The sequence below is a fragment of the Pseudomonas sp. Q1-7 genome (genome assembly GCF_028010285.1).
Lineage (GTDB): Bacteria > Pseudomonadota > Gammaproteobacteria > Pseudomonadales > Pseudomonadaceae > Metapseudomonas.
In genome coordinates this window covers 26,470-39,329 of sequence record NZ_CP116304.1, presented here as the reverse complement: position 1 = coordinate 39,329, position 12,860 = coordinate 26,470, and the positions used below count along the sequence as shown (strand labels likewise).

The following is a 12,860-nucleotide window of genomic DNA, read 5'->3' as shown; positions in this document are numbered from 1 at the left end:
CCAGCATGACCTCTCTGCGCACCGGCCCTGACGCCAAGGGCCTCTTCGGCAGTTTCGGCGGGCAATACGTCGCCGAAACCCTGATGCCGCTGATCCACGACCTGGCCCGCGAATACGAACAGGCCAAGGACGATCCGGCATTCCAGAAGGAGCTGGCCTACTTCCAGCGCGACTACGTCGGCCGCCCAAGCCCGCTGTATTTCGCCGAACGCCTGACCGAGCACTGCGGCGGCGCGAAGATCTACCTCAAGCGCGAAGAGCTGAACCACACCGGCGCGCACAAGATCAACAACTGCATCGGCCAGATCCTCCTGGCCAAGCGCATGGGCAAGCAACGCATCATCGCCGAGACCGGCGCCGGCATGCACGGCGTGGCCACCGCCACCGTGGCTGCCCGCTTCGGCCTGCAGTGCGTGATCTACATGGGCACCACCGACATCGATCGCCAACAGGCCAACGTCTTCCGCATGAAGCTCCTCGGCGCCGAAGTGATCCCGGTCACCGCCGGCACCGGCACCCTGAAGGACGCGATGAACGAAGCTCTGCGCGACTGGGTGACCAACGTCGACACCACCTTCTACCTGATCGGCACCGTCGCCGGCCCGCACCCCTACCCGGCCATGGTCCGCGACTTCCAGGCCGTGATCGGCAAGGAAACCCGCGAGCAACTGGCCGAGAAGGAAGGCCGCCTGCCCGACAGCCTGGTCGCCTGCATCGGCGGCGGCTCCAACGCCATGGGCCTGTTCCACCCCTTCCTCGATGACGCCAGCGTCAAGATCGTCGGCGTGGAAGCGGCCGGCCACGGCATCGAAACCGGCAAACACGCGGCCAGCCTGAACGGCGGCGTACCCGGCGTGCTGCACGGCAACCGCACCTTCCTGCTGCAGGACGAGGACGGCCAGATCATCGACGCCCACTCGATCTCCGCCGGCCTGGACTACCCCGGCATCGGCCCGGAACACGCCTGGCTGCACGACATCGGCCGCGTCGAGTACACCTCGATCACCGACGACGAAGCCCTGGAGGCGTTCCATACCTGCTGCCGCCTGGAAGGCATCATCCCGGCCCTGGAGAGCTCCCACGCCCTGGCCGAGGTGTTCAAGCGCGCGCCGCAGCTGCCGAAGGACCACATCATGGTGGTGAACCTGTCCGGCCGCGGCGACAAGGACATGCAGACCGTTATGCACCACATGCAGCAGAAGGAGGCCAACGCATGAGCCGCCTGCAGACCCGCTTTGCCGAACTGAAGGAACAGAACCGCGCCGCCCTGGTGACCTTCGTCACCGCCGGCGACCCGGGCTACGACGCCTCCCTGGCCATCCTCAAGGGCCTGCCGGACGCCGGAGCCGACGTCATCGAACTGGGCATGCCGTTCACCGACCCGATGGCCGACGGCCCGTCCATCCAGCTGGCCAACATCCGCGCCTTGGGCGCCAGGCAGAACCTGGCCAAGACCCTGCAGATGGTTCGCGAATTCCGTGCCGGCAACCAGACCACCCCGCTGGTGCTGATGGGCTACTTCAACCCCATCCACTACTACGGCGTGGAGCGCTTCATTGCCGACGCCAAGGCCGCCGGCGTGGACGGCCTGATCGTCGTCGACCTGCCGCCGGAACATAACGAAGACCTCTGCCACCCGGCCCAGGCCGCCGGCATCGACTTCATCCGCCTGACCACCCCGACCACCGACGACAAGCGTCTGCCCACCGTACTCGCCGGCAGCTCCGGCTTCGTCTACTACGTCTCGGTGGCCGGCGTGACCGGAGCCGGCTCCGCCACCCTGGAGCACGTGCAGGAAGCCGTTACCCGCCTGCGTCGCCACACCCAGTTGCCGGTGGCCATCGGTTTCGGCATCCGTACCGCCGAACACGCCGCCAACATCGCCAGGCTGGCCGACGGCGTGGTGGTGGGCTCCGCCCTGGTGGACCAGATCGCCAAGGCCGAAACCCCGGAGCAGGCCGTGGACGGCGTCCTCAGCCTCTGCAAGACCCTGGCCGAAGGTGTGCGCGGCGCCCGCGCCTGATTCACGTCCGCAGCCAAAGAAAGCCGCTGCCCCTCACGGGACAGCGGCTTTTTTCATGGCTATGTCCCGTGGGTTGGGCCTCGCAGGCTCGGCGCCAACGGGCGAAATTGGACCAGGCAAACCTCACAGTCCCGTAGGAGGGGTAGAGCGGAGCGAAACCCATGCGGGTGTCCCCGAGATTCGATGGGTTCCGCAGGCTCTACGCAGCCTACCGGTGAAGCGAGATCCACCCGACGGCTCGATCAGAGGTCGTACTCGATCTCGCCATCGTCCAGGTCGCTCAGGTCCAGCGGCCGCATCGCGCCCATCCACATGGGGTAGTCGCGGTGGTCGCGCAGATCGCTGCCGGTGATGGGGTGCACCAGCACCGTGAGGCCGTTGCGGTGCAGCGCCAGCCAGGGGATGACCTCGCCGAACAGCTCCGGTTTGAAGGCCAGTTGGCAGCTCCAGTCCGGGTGCGGCCCGATGGGCTTTTCATGCACGCGCCCCATCTTCAGGGGAAAGCGGCGGGCCGCCTCTTCACAGAGGCTGCGCGCCTGTTCAAGGGTGGTGGCGTCGAAGTAGACATGGGCATGGAAACCCTTGATGCGGGGTGTGGAAAAAGCCTGCATGGTCGCGTCTCCCGAGATGCCAAAGGCCTCCATGGTATCTCCGGGCAGAGCGGATTTGCCGTACTAGCCGTCCTTCGCCGGGTCCGGTGCCGCGGCGCCGGGCAACAACTCCGGCGCCTCGTGCTCCAGCCGCCCCTTCATGGCTTCCAATTGCTCCAGCGCAGCGCGCGCCTCGTCCAGTTCGACGGTACTGCGCTCGCCGCTCTGCGCCGCCGCCTCGATCCGCGCGCGGATCTCGGGAATCTGCTGCACGCCGCCGGCGTAGGCCTGGAGCAATTCGCGGGTCTGGCGCTCTTCCAGGGCCTGGTACTGGCGCGGATCGGCCAGTTCGGCGGCGGTGGCGCCCCGACGCGGCGTCAATCCGCCCAGTTCGGGGCTGCGTGGGTCGCCCTTGTCGGCCATCCATTGCATGAACTCAATGGCCTGGGCCTGATCCATGGGCGCCGCCGGCCGCTCCGGCGCCGCCACGGGCGCCGCGCCGGTCTGGCTATCGGCCAGCGGCGCGGGAGGCAGGGCAGGAGTCGCAATGGCAAGGGGCGGCGGTTGCGGTGCCGGCAAGGCGGCGGGCGCTGGCCGGGGCGGCGGAACCGGCGTCAGCAACACCGTCGCGCAGGCCAGTGCCGCAACGCCTGCGCTACAGGCCACCGCCACGCCGAGCCAGCCTTTCATAGCCCCTCCACCCGCGCATCGGCCATCAGCCGACCGAGCCGCGCCTCGAACTCGCTGGCCAACTTCTCCCGCGCCACCGCCTGGTTCACCTCGTAGCGCACGCTGCGATCGCTGAGCGGCAACTGCCGGTCCTGGCGACTGCGCACCCGGACGATCTCGAAGGCCCCGTCGATGCGCATGGGCTGCGACAGGGAGTCGGCCTTCTGGATCAGCGCGGTCTTGCGCAGCAGGTCCAGCTGGCCGTCCTCCGGGCGAATCAGGCCGAGGTCGCCCGGCGGCGTGCGCGTCTTGTCCGGCGCAACGGAGTAGCGGCGCACCGCTTCGTCGAACGCCAGGCCCTGCTGCAACTCGGCATGGACGCGGTCGGCGCTGGCCTGATCGGGCAGGCGGATATGCGCCGCCTGCACGCCCGCGACGTTGCGGTAGCGCGCCTGGTTGCGCCGGTAGTAGGCCTCCGCCTCGGTGTCGCTGACCTCGGCCGCCAGGGCACGCAGCGCATCCGACTCATGGTGGAAATCGCCGTACAGGCCGATCTGGTGCAGGTAGCGCTGGCGCACCAGGCGGTCGCGCACCAGGGTCTTCAGGCCCTGCCGTTCGGCTGCGGTGAAGCCCTCCTCGGCCAGGCGGAACCACAGGTAATCGCGCTGCACCCGACTCTGCACCTGGCGCGCCAGGTACTCCAGGTTGCCCCGCTGCAGTTCCACCTGGCCCTGGACGTTGTCGCCCTGGTAGAGGGACAGCAGATCCAGGTGCTGCTCCGGCTGGCCGGGGAACTGCCAGCGGATCAGCTCCACCCCTGCCGCCTCGCGCTGCTGCTCGTGGCTGAGCTGCAGGCTGTTCGCCACCAGGCCCCGGGAGCCGGGGGCGAGTATCTCGCGCAGGCGCTGGGCGTCGAGCGGTTGCGACTGGCGCAGGAAGGGGCGCAAATCCTGCCGGCCACTGCGACCGTAGTACTGCTCCAGCAGGTTGCCCGCTTCTCTCTCGACGCTGGCGTCGAGATCGGCGAGATTCCCGGCGCTCAGTTGGCCTTCGACTTCGCCGGCCAGCAGGTGGTTTTCCACCAGCCCGCGACGCAACAGCGTGGGGTCGGTGTTGAACTTCACCCGGCTCAGCACCTGTTCGAGCAGGGCGATGCTCCGGCCTGGCAGCAGGTCGCCGTCGATCCGCAGGTCGGTCGCGGCGGGCAGCGCCTGGGCGACACCCAGGTGCAGCGCCAGCACGAGGCTGGCGATCAGGCGCGGTGCCACGTCAGATGCCCTGGCGCGCGGTGAAGCTGGCGGCCCCCTTGGTCAGCACGGTGACGGTCAGGGCAATGGACTCGGGAATCAGCTCCTTCGCCACCCGCAGGCGCGTGGCGTAGCTGCTGTCATAGAGCGGTTCGGGACGGGCGTAGGCAACCTGGCCGGTCTGGGTCAGCAGTTCGCGGATACTCCGCCGCGGGTCGTAGCGCCCGATGAGGTTGGCCACCACGGCCGGGTCGTTGAGCTTCTCGCTGGCGTAATGGTCGTCGACCCAGCCTTCCCAGCTGGAGTGGCCATTGGCCGAAGTGACCCATACGTGATGCGGCTGCGCCACGTCGCCGGTGGCGTGCAGGGCGTAGCCGATGGTCTGCAGCGAGGGCGCGGCGCGGAACTGGTCGAACCAGTAGCCGGCGAGGTTATCGATGGGCTGGAAGGCGGCGGTCTGGAAGTCGCCGTAGTGTTCCTGCCAGTTGGAGCGGGTGCCCCGGCGGTAGTGAGCCTCGGTGGTGTCGAAGTCCTCGCGCTTCAACTCGCGGTTGTAGAGATAGACCATGGCGTACCAGTCGACGTCGGCGATACCGCCGTCCACCTTGTGGTAGCGATAGTCGTAACCGCCATGGGGATTGCCATGGGCGTCGCCGTCGCGGGTCAGGTTGAGGAAGTGCCAGTAGGAGGTGTAGTTCACCAGCCCGGAGGCGGCGTTCCACAGCGGCGCGTACTCGTAACCGACCCACCACCCACCCAGCCGGGTGTCCTTGAAATCGTCCACGTCGAAGGCGGCCTGGCCGAGAATGTCCCCGGCCTTGGCCTCGCTGCCGGCGGCGCTCACGTAGAACCGGTAGGCCTCGCGCATCTCCGCCGAGGCATAGGCGGAGTTCATGTAGGCCAGGGCGTCCTTGACGATGTTCTTGTGGGTCGGTTGCGACCAGGCGCTGGCCTGGCTGGCGAGGGCGCAGAAACCGAGACCGGCAGCCAGGCGGGTGAGGACTTTCATCGGCAACACTCATGAGGGGGATGAAGCCTGAACTCATAGCCGAGGTTCTTGCCGGTTGCATGACAGTTCGGGCGAAACCATGAACGAACGTCCCAATCAAGCAAAAACCAACCGATGGTTGGGCTTCATGCCGGCATCCTCGGCGGACTGGCCGCCAACTGCTCAGATGGCAATGCCTTCCCGATTGCGGATCAGGTGCGCCTGGCGGGTCTCATCGCCCAGCTCCTGCTGCAGCCAGTCGACAAAGCACTTCATCAGCCGCGCGCGGCGCTTGCGCTCCGGCTGCACCAGGTAATAGCCGAAGTCGGAGGTGACGCTGCCGCTCAGCAGCGGCACCAGCAGGCCCTGGTCGAGCAGATCGTCCACCAGGTAGCGCCAGCCGATGGCCACGCCCTGGCCGGCAATCGCGGCCTGGATCAGCAGGGTGTAGTTATCGAAACGCAGCATGCCCGAGCCCGGCGGCTGGGCGATGTCCAGTTCGCGGAACAGCGCGTTCCAGTCGAACCAGCGGGTGCGCACCTCCGGCTTCAGGTGCAGCAGAGGCAGCTCGGCCAGGGTCGCGGCGGGCAAAGGTGGCTCGCGCCCGGCCAGCAGACGCGGACTGGCAATCGGAAAGACCTCCTCGCGGAACAGCAGCATGGCGTCGCCGTGCTTGAAACGGCCGTCACCGAAGGCAATGGCGATGTCCACCTCGGAGCGCAGCATGTTCATGGTGCGGTCGCTGGTGACGATGCTGACGTCGATCTCCGGGTTGGCTTCGTGGAAACGGTGCAGGCGCGGCATCAACCAGTAGGCGGCGAAGGCGAAGTCGGTGGCCACCTGCAGCACCTCGTGCTGCGGCCGCGATCCGATGGCCTCCAGTCCGGCGGCGATCGCCTGCAGGCCCTCCTGCACATGGAGCAGCAGCAGGCGGCCGGCCTCGGTCAGCTCGATGCCCCGGTAAACCCGGTCGAACAGGCGCGTGGCCAACTGCTTCTCCAGGCGCTGGATCTGTTGGCTCACCGCCGGCTGGGTGGTGCCCAGCTCCACCGCGGCGGCGGTGAAACTCAGGTGGCGGGCGGCGGATTCGAATACCCGCAGCAGGTCCAGGGAGAGGTCAGCGTGCAGGTCTGCCATAAGAATTACTTATCCGAGTCATGTTCTGCCGTGCGGTTTACCGGTTGACGAGCTGGCGCAATCATCACTTCCAGCACTTTCGCATAATTCGACGATATGGATAAGCGAACGATGAAACGCCCCAACATCCTCTTCATCATGGCCGACCAGATGGCCGCCCCGCTGCTGCCCTTCCACGCGCCCGACTCGCCGATCAAGGTGCCGCACCTGGCGCGGCTCGCCGCCGAAGGCGTGGTGTTCGACTCGGCCTACTGCAACAGCCCGCTCTGCGCGCCGTCGCGCTTCACCCTGGTGAGCGGTCAGCTGCCGTCGAAGATCGGCGCCTATGACAACGCCGCCGACTTCCCCGCCGACGTGCCCACCTACGCCCACCACCTGCGCCGCCTGGGTTACCGCACCGCGCTATCCGGCAAGATGCACTTCTGCGGCCCGGACCAGTTGCACGGCTACGAGGAACGCCTGACCAGCGATATCTACCCGGCGGATTATGGCTGGGTGGTGAACTGGGACGAGCCGGACGTGCGTCCGAGCTGGTACCACAACATGTCCTCGGTGCTGCAGGCCGGCCCCAGCGTACGGACCAACCAGCTGGACTTCGACGAGGAGGTGGTGTTCAAGGCGCGCCAGTACCTCTACGACCATGTGCGGGAACACGCCGGGCAGCCGTTCTGCCTGACCGTCTCGATGACCCACCCCCACGATCCCTACACCATTCCGGAGGAGTACTGGGCGCGCTATGAGGACACGGACATTCCGCTGCCGCGCGTGCAGTTCGCCGACACCGCGCAGGACCCGCACAGCCAGCGCCTGCTCAAGGTCATCGACCTCTGGGGCAAACCGCTGCCGGAGGCGAAGATCCGCGATGCCCGCCGCGCCTATTTCGGTGCCTGCAGCTATGTCGACGATCAGATCGGCGCGCTGCTGAAGACCCTCGCCGAATGCGGCCTGGCCGAGGACACCATCGTGGTGTTCTCCGGCGACCACGGCGACATGCTTGGCGAGCGCGGCCTCTGGTACAAGATGCACTGGTTCGAGATGGCCGCCCGCGTGCCGCTGCTGATCCATGCGCCCAAGCGTTTCGCCGCCGCGCGGGTGACGGCGGCGGTGTCCACCGTGGACCTGCTGCCGACCCTGGTGGAACTGGCGGGCGGCACGGTGGAGCCGGTCCTGCCGCTGGATGGCCGCTCGCTGCTGCCGCACCTGGAAGGCCGCGCCGGCCACGACGAGGTGCTCGGCGAGTACATGGCCGAGGGCACCACCAGCCCGCTGATGATGATCCGCCGCGGCCCCTACAAGTTCATCTACTCGGAACAGGACCCCTGCCTGCTCTTCGACCTGGCGAACGATCCACAGGAGTTGGAGAACCTGGCCGGCTCTCCCGACCACCAGGCTCTGCTGGCAGCCTTCCTCGACGAAGCCCGCGCCCGCTGGGACCTCCCGGCGATCGCCCACGCGGCCTTGGCCAGCCAGCGCCGCCGCCGCTTCGTCGCCGACGCCCTGAACCGTGGCAAGCTGAAGAGCTGGGACCACCAGCCCTTCGTCGACGCCAGCCAGCAATACATGCGCAACCACATCGACCTGGACGACCTGGAACGCCGCGCGCGTTTCCCCCAACCCTGAGGAATCGCCCCATGAAAACGATCAATGCGATACTCGCCGGCGGCCTGCTGCTGGCCGGCACGACACTCAACGCTCAGGCGGAAGACGCCAGTTGCGCGACGGTGAAGCTGGGCGATCCGGGCTGGAGCGATATCGCCGTGACCAACGGCGTGGCGCGCGTCCTCCTCGACGGCCTGGGCTACCGCACCGAAACCCCGACCCTGGCGGTTCCGATCATCTTCGCCGGCCTGCACAAGGGGCAGCTCGACGCCTTTCTCGGCAACTGGATGCCGGCGCAACAGAGCAACTACGACAAGTTCGTGGCCACCGGCAGCGTCGACAAGGTGGCGCAGAACCTCAGCGGCACCGAGTACACCCTGGCCGTGCCACGCTACGCGTTCGACGCCGGCGTGAAGACCTTCGCCGACCTGGACAAGTACGCCGACAAGTTCGGCCACAAGCTCTACGGCATCGCCTCCGGCTCGCCGGCCAACGAGTCGATCCGGCAGATGATCGCCAAGGACGAATTCGGCCTGGGCGACTGGAAACTGGTGGAGTCCAGCGAGCAGGCGATGCTCGTGCAGGTGGGCCGCGCGGTGAAGCGCGAGCAGTTCGTGGTGTTCCTCGGCTGGACGCCGCACCCGATGAACGTGCAGTACGACATGGCCTACCTCAAGGGCGGCGAGCAGTACTTCGGCGAGAGCGGCAGCGTCAACACCCTGGCGCGCAAGGGCTACGCCGAGCAGTGCCCGAATGTCGGCAAGCTGCTGGCCAACCTGCGTTTCACCCAGGACATGGAGAACGCGATCATGGATCAGGTGCTCAACGGCAATGCCAACAACGACGCGGCGGTGAAGGCCTGGCTCAAGGCCAATCCGGCGGTGGTCGAGGGCTGGCTGCAGGGCGTGACCACCCGCGAGGGCGGCGATGCCGTGGCGGCGGTTCGGGCGAAGCTCTGACGCCCTCGGATGGTCCATCAAACCCTGTGGGAGCGAATTCATTCGCGAAGGGCTGCGCAGCGGCCCCCATTGGGGTACAGGGCAGGCCTTCGGCCTGCATCGCGAATGAATTCGCTCCCACATCGGCCGGTCCCGCCCCAGGATGAAACCCTCCAACCTCTTCCCCTTCCTCACCTGGCTGACCGGCGTGCGCCCCCGCAGTCTCAGCCAGGACGTCTGGGTGGGCCTGACCGGTGCGATTCTCGCCCTGCCACAGTCCATCGCCTATGCGCTGATCGCCGGGTTACCGGCGGAATACGGGCTCTACGCGGCGGTGGTACCGGTGATCGTCGCCTGCCTCTGGGGTTCGTCGCGGCATCTGATCTGCGGTCCCACGGCGGCCATCTCGGTGGTCCTCTTCGCCAGCGTCAGCCCACTGGCCCTGCCGGGCAGCCAGGATTACGTCGGCCTGGTGCTGCTGCTGACCTTCCTCGCCGGCGCCTTCCAGTGGCTGGTCGGTTTCCTGCGCTTCGGTGCCCTGGCCAACTTCGTGTCGCAATCGGTGGTGCTCGGCTTCACCCTGGGCGCGGCGCTGGTGATCGCCCTCGGCCAGGTGCCCAACCTGCTGGGCCTGGTCAACCTGGAGGGCCGCTCCACCGCCTGGCAGAGCGCCCTTCAACTGGCCGGGCACGTGCGCGAAGTGCATTGGCCATCACTGCTGGTGGCGGGCTTTACCCTGGGGCTGTCGGTTTTGGTACGCCGCCTGTGGCCACGCCTGCCGGCGCTGCTGATCGGCATCGTCGGCGCTAGCCTGCTGGTGCTGGGCCTGCCGGCATTCTTCGGCGAGGTCGCACGGGTCCAGCCGTTCAGCGGCAGCCTGCCACCGCTGGCGACCCTGCGCCTGGATGCCGAAGATATCCTCCGCCTGTTGCCGTCCGCCGTGGCCTGCGGCCTGCTCGGGCTGGTCACCAGCCTGTCCATCGCCCGTGCCCTGGCCGCCCAGTCGCGGCAGATGCTGGACGCCAATCAGGAAAGCCGTGGCCAGGGCCTGTCGAACCTGATCGGCGCCTGTTTCTCGGGCTATCTCTCGGCAGGCTCATTCACCCGCTCCGCACTGAACCTCCAGGCTGGCGCCCGCTCGCCGCTGGCCGGGGTGTTCTCGGCGCTCTGGGTCGCGCTGTTCGCGCTGCTGGGGGCTCGGCTGATCGCCCATATCCCGTTGCCGGCGATGGCGGCGAGCATCCTGCTGATCTGCTGGGGATTGCTGGACACGCGCAGCGTGCGCCAGCTGTGGCGGGTCAGCCGCGCGGAGTTCGCCGTGATGGCGCTGACCGGCGCCGCCACCCTGTTGCTGGAGCTGCAGACGGCGATCTACGCCGGGGTACTGGCGTCGCTGTTCTTCTACCTGAAGCGCACCTCGCAACCGCGCGTGCTGCAGGCACGGGAGGGCGACAGCGAGGTGCTGCGCATCGAAGGCTCGATCTTCTTCGGCGCCTGTCCCTACCTGCAGAAGCTGATCCAGCGCAGCCGCGCCGGGCGCCTGGTACTCGACGCCCACCACGTGAACTTCATCGACTATGCCGGGGTAAGCATGCTCCACGACGAGGCGCGGCGCCTGGGCGGGGAAGGGCGCAGCCTGGTGCTGCGCCGGGCGCGCCCGCAGGTGGAGCGGGAACTGCGCAAGCTGGACGGCGTGGACAGCGCCCTGCTGATCGAGAGATGACGTGTAGGAGCGAATTTATTCGCGAAGGACAGCTACGCTGCCCGTGCTATCGGTCGGCACGGGCCTGACCAGGATTCGCGAATCAATTCGCTCCCACAGAAAGGACGGGTCAGCCCTCGGCCAACTGCCGGCGCAGCTCCGCCAGCACCGGCGCGCTGTCCGGCAGCACACCGCGCCAGAGCAGGAAGGCTTCGGCGGCCTGCTCCACCAGCATGCCCAGGCCATCGAGGGCACGCGCGGCGCCGTGCTCGGCGGCCCAGCGATTGAAGGCGGTCGGTTCCTTGCCGTACATCATGTCGTAGCAGACCGTGTGGCCCGGCCGGATCAGGCTCGGCGAAATGGCCGGCAGGTCGCCGGCGAGGCTCGCCGACGTGGCGTTGACGATCAGGTCCACCGACTCCTCCAGCCAGTCGAAGCCGCTGGCGGACACCGGCCCCAGGTCAGCGAACAATTGCGCCAGGGCCTCGGCCTTTTCCACCGTGCGGTTGGCGATCACCAGGCTCGCCGGCTTTTCCGCCAGCAGCGGCTCGATCACCCCGCGCGCGGCACCACCGGCGCCCAGCAACAGGATGCGCTTGCCCGCCAGATCAAGACCGGCATTGCGGGTGAGGTCACGCACCAGGCCGGCGCCGTCGGTGTTGTCACCGAGCAGGCTGCCGTCATCCAGCTTCTTCAGCGTGTTCACCGCGCCGGCGCGCCGGGCACGGTCACTGAGGCTGGCGGCCAACTGATAGGCCTGCTCCTTGAACGGCACCGTGACGTTGCCGCCCCGGCCGCTCTCGAAGAACCGGCGGGCGCAACCGCTGAAGTCGTCCAGCGGCGCCAGCACGGCCTCGTAGCTGAGCGGCTGGCCGGTCTGCTCGGCGAACAGGCGGTGGATCAACGGCGACTTGCTGTGGCCGATGGGGTTGCCGAAAACGCAGTAGCGGTCCATCAGACGCCCGCCTCCTTCAGCCAGTCGCGATCCTGCAGGAAATAGTCGGTGAGGCGCGCCTCCTCGCTGCCCGGCTCCGGCTTCCAGTCATAGCCCCAGCGCACCTGCGGCGGCAGGGACATGAGGATGGACTCGGTGCGCCCGCCCGACTGCAGGCCGAACAGGGTGCCGCGGTCGAACACCAGGTTGAACTCCACGTAGCGGCCGCGGCGATAGGCCTGGAATTCACGCTGCTGCTCGGTGAAGGGGGTGTCCCGGCGCTTCTTCAGGATCGGCAGGTAGGCGTCCAGGTAGGCGTCACCGATGGCGCGCATGAAAGCGAAACTGGTGTCGAAGTCCCACTGGTTCAGGTCGTCGAAGAACAGGCCGCCGATGCCGCGCGGCTCGTTGCGGTGCTTGAGGTGGAAGTAGCGGTCGCACCATTCCTTGTAGCGCGGGTAGACCTCGGCGCCGAAGGGCGCGCAGGCGTCGCGGGCCACCTGGTGCCAGTGCACGCAGTCTTCCTCGTAGGCGTAGTAGGGGGTCAGGTCGAAGCCGCCGCCGAACCACCAGACCGGTTCCTCGCCTTCCTTCTCGGCGCAGAAGAAGCGCACGTTGGCATGGGAGGTGGGCACGTGGGGGTTTTCCGGGTGGATCACCAGGGACACGCCCAGGGCCTGGAAGCCGCGCCCGGCCAGTTCCGGGCGGTGGGCGCTGGCCGACGGCGGCAGGTTGGCGCCGAACACGTGGGAGAAGTTGACCCCGCCCTTCTCGATCAATCCGCCGTTCTCGATCACCCGGGTGCGTCCACCGCCACCGGCGGGGCGGGTCCAGGCGTCCTCGAAGAAGCCGGCCTTGCCATCCTCGGCCGCCAGGGCGGCGCAGATACGGTCTTGCAGATCGAGCAGGTAGGCCTTCACGGCCTCGGTACGGTCAGTCACGTGGTCAACCTTGGAAGCAGGTAGGTGGCGGAAAAATGAGCAGGCAAGCATACCACCGCCCGAGGGGGCTGGTGGCTTGACGGGAATCAAGG

General features: G+C 67.7%; 12 protein-coding genes. 5 read left to right on the top strand and 7 right to left on the bottom strand.

Annotated features, from left to right (window positions below; genetic code table 11):
- Positions 1-5: 5 nt before the first annotated feature.
- Together trpB and trpA are read left to right on the top strand one after the other, a co-directional pair.
- Positions 6-1,217, top strand: a complete 1,212-nt coding sequence (gene trpB, locus PJW05_RS00185; protein WP_271409940.1) for a tryptophan synthase subunit beta — start codon at positions 6-8, stop codon at positions 1,215-1,217.
- Complete coding sequence (trpA, locus tag PJW05_RS00180; protein WP_271409939.1) at positions 1,214-2,023, top strand: tryptophan synthase subunit alpha; 810 nt, start codon at positions 1,214-1,216, stop codon at positions 2,021-2,023. Before trpB ends, trpA begins: the two co-directional genes overlap by 4 nt.
- A gap of 242 nt (positions 2,024-2,265) precedes the next feature.
- Here trpA and PJW05_RS00175 read toward each other — a convergent pair whose 3' ends face one another.
- The 5 genes from PJW05_RS00175 to PJW05_RS00155 all read right to left on the bottom strand — a co-directional run bounded on the left by PJW05_RS00175 (position 2,266) and on the right by PJW05_RS00155 (position 6,654).
- Positions 2,266-2,634 (bottom strand): DOPA 4,5-dioxygenase family protein, encoded by a 369-nt coding sequence (locus PJW05_RS00175; RefSeq protein WP_271409938.1) that lies wholly within the window; start codon positions 2,632-2,634, stop codon positions 2,266-2,268.
- A 63-nt stretch (positions 2,635-2,697) separates the two neighbouring features.
- Complete coding sequence (locus PJW05_RS00170) at positions 2,698-3,303, bottom strand: hypothetical protein (protein ID WP_271409937.1); 606 nt, start codon at positions 3,301-3,303, stop codon at positions 2,698-2,700.
- A complete protein-coding gene (locus tag PJW05_RS00165; RefSeq protein WP_271409936.1) occupies positions 3,300-4,550 on the bottom strand; it encodes a peptidylprolyl isomerase in 1,251 nt (416 codons plus the stop codon). Before PJW05_RS00165 ends, PJW05_RS00170 begins: the two co-directional genes overlap by 4 nt.
- A gap of 1 nt (position 4,551) precedes the next feature.
- Positions 4,552-5,538 carry a hypothetical protein gene (locus tag PJW05_RS00160; protein WP_271409935.1) on the bottom strand — a complete coding sequence of 329 codons (987 nt, stop codon included), beginning with the start codon at positions 5,536-5,538 and terminating at the stop codon, positions 4,552-4,554.
- 162 nt (positions 5,539-5,700) lie between these two features.
- On the bottom strand, positions 5,701-6,654 hold the full coding sequence (locus tag PJW05_RS00155; RefSeq protein WP_271409934.1) for a choline sulfate utilization transcriptional regulator: 954 nt from the start codon (positions 6,652-6,654) through the stop codon (positions 5,701-5,703).
- Positions 6,655-6,765: 111 nt separating this feature from the next.
- Here PJW05_RS00155 and betC point away from each other — a divergent pair, with 111 nt between their 5' ends.
- The 3 genes from betC to PJW05_RS00140 all read left to right on the top strand — a co-directional run bounded on the left by betC (position 6,766) and on the right by PJW05_RS00140 (position 10,914).
- Positions 6,766-8,274 carry a choline-sulfatase gene (gene betC, locus PJW05_RS00150; protein ID WP_271409933.1) on the top strand — a complete coding sequence of 503 codons (1,509 nt, stop codon included), beginning with the start codon at positions 6,766-6,768 and terminating at the stop codon, positions 8,272-8,274.
- 11 nt (positions 8,275-8,285) lie between these two features.
- The gene (gene choX / locus PJW05_RS00145; RefSeq protein WP_271409932.1) at positions 8,286-9,212 is read left to right on the top strand and encodes a choline ABC transporter substrate-binding protein; all 927 of its coding nucleotides are present in this window, start codon (positions 8,286-8,288) and stop codon (positions 9,210-9,212) included.
- 142 nt (positions 9,213-9,354) lie between these two features.
- The gene (locus PJW05_RS00140; protein ID WP_271409931.1) at positions 9,355-10,914 is read left to right on the top strand and encodes a SulP family inorganic anion transporter; all 1,560 of its coding nucleotides are present in this window, start codon (positions 9,355-9,357) and stop codon (positions 10,912-10,914) included.
- A 109-nt stretch (positions 10,915-11,023) separates the two neighbouring features.
- On the opposite strand, the gene aroE is transcribed toward PJW05_RS00140, so the two are convergent.
- Positions 11,024-11,848: a shikimate dehydrogenase gene (gene aroE / locus PJW05_RS00135; protein WP_271409930.1), complete on the bottom strand. Its 825-nt coding sequence runs from the start codon at positions 11,846-11,848 to the stop codon at positions 11,024-11,026.
- Positions 11,848-12,768, bottom strand: coding sequence for an oxygen-dependent coproporphyrinogen oxidase (gene hemF, locus PJW05_RS00130; RefSeq protein ID WP_271409929.1), 921 nt, complete (start codon positions 12,766-12,768; stop codon positions 11,848-11,850). Before hemF ends, aroE begins: the two co-directional genes overlap by 1 nt.
- Positions 12,769-12,860: the final 92 nt, after the last annotated feature.

What these genes read in the sequence shown, in the direction of transcription:
- aroE (WP_271409930.1), bottom strand. Translation starts at nt 11,848, where the DNA reads ATGGACCGCTACTGCGTTTTCGGCAACCCCATCGGCCACAGCAAGTCG.
- betC (WP_271409933.1), top strand. Translation starts at nt 6,766, where the DNA reads ATGAAACGCCCCAACATCCTCTTCATCATGGCCGACCAGATGGCCGCC.
- PJW05_RS00160 (WP_271409935.1), bottom strand. Translation starts at nt 5,538, where the DNA reads ATGAAAGTCCTCACCCGCCTGGCTGCCGGTCTCGGTTTCTGCGCCCTC.
- trpA (WP_271409939.1), top strand. Translation starts at nt 1,214, where the DNA reads ATGAGCCGCCTGCAGACCCGCTTTGCCGAACTGAAGGAACAGAACCGC.
- PJW05_RS00140 (WP_271409931.1), top strand. Translation starts at nt 9,355, where the DNA reads ATGAAACCCTCCAACCTCTTCCCCTTCCTCACCTGGCTGACCGGCGTG.
- PJW05_RS00170 (WP_271409937.1), bottom strand. Translation starts at nt 3,303, where the DNA reads ATGAAAGGCTGGCTCGGCGTGGCGGTGGCCTGTAGCGCAGGCGTTGCG.
- PJW05_RS00175 (WP_271409938.1), bottom strand. Translation starts at nt 2,634, where the DNA reads ATGCAGGCTTTTTCCACACCCCGCATCAAGGGTTTCCATGCCCATGTC.
- PJW05_RS00155 (WP_271409934.1), bottom strand. Translation starts at nt 6,654, where the DNA reads ATGGCAGACCTGCACGCTGACCTCTCCCTGGACCTGCTGCGGGTATTC.
- choX (WP_271409932.1), top strand. Translation starts at nt 8,286, where the DNA reads ATGAAAACGATCAATGCGATACTCGCCGGCGGCCTGCTGCTGGCCGGC.
- trpB (WP_271409940.1), top strand. Translation starts at nt 6, where the DNA reads ATGACCTCTCTGCGCACCGGCCCTGACGCCAAGGGCCTCTTCGGCAGT.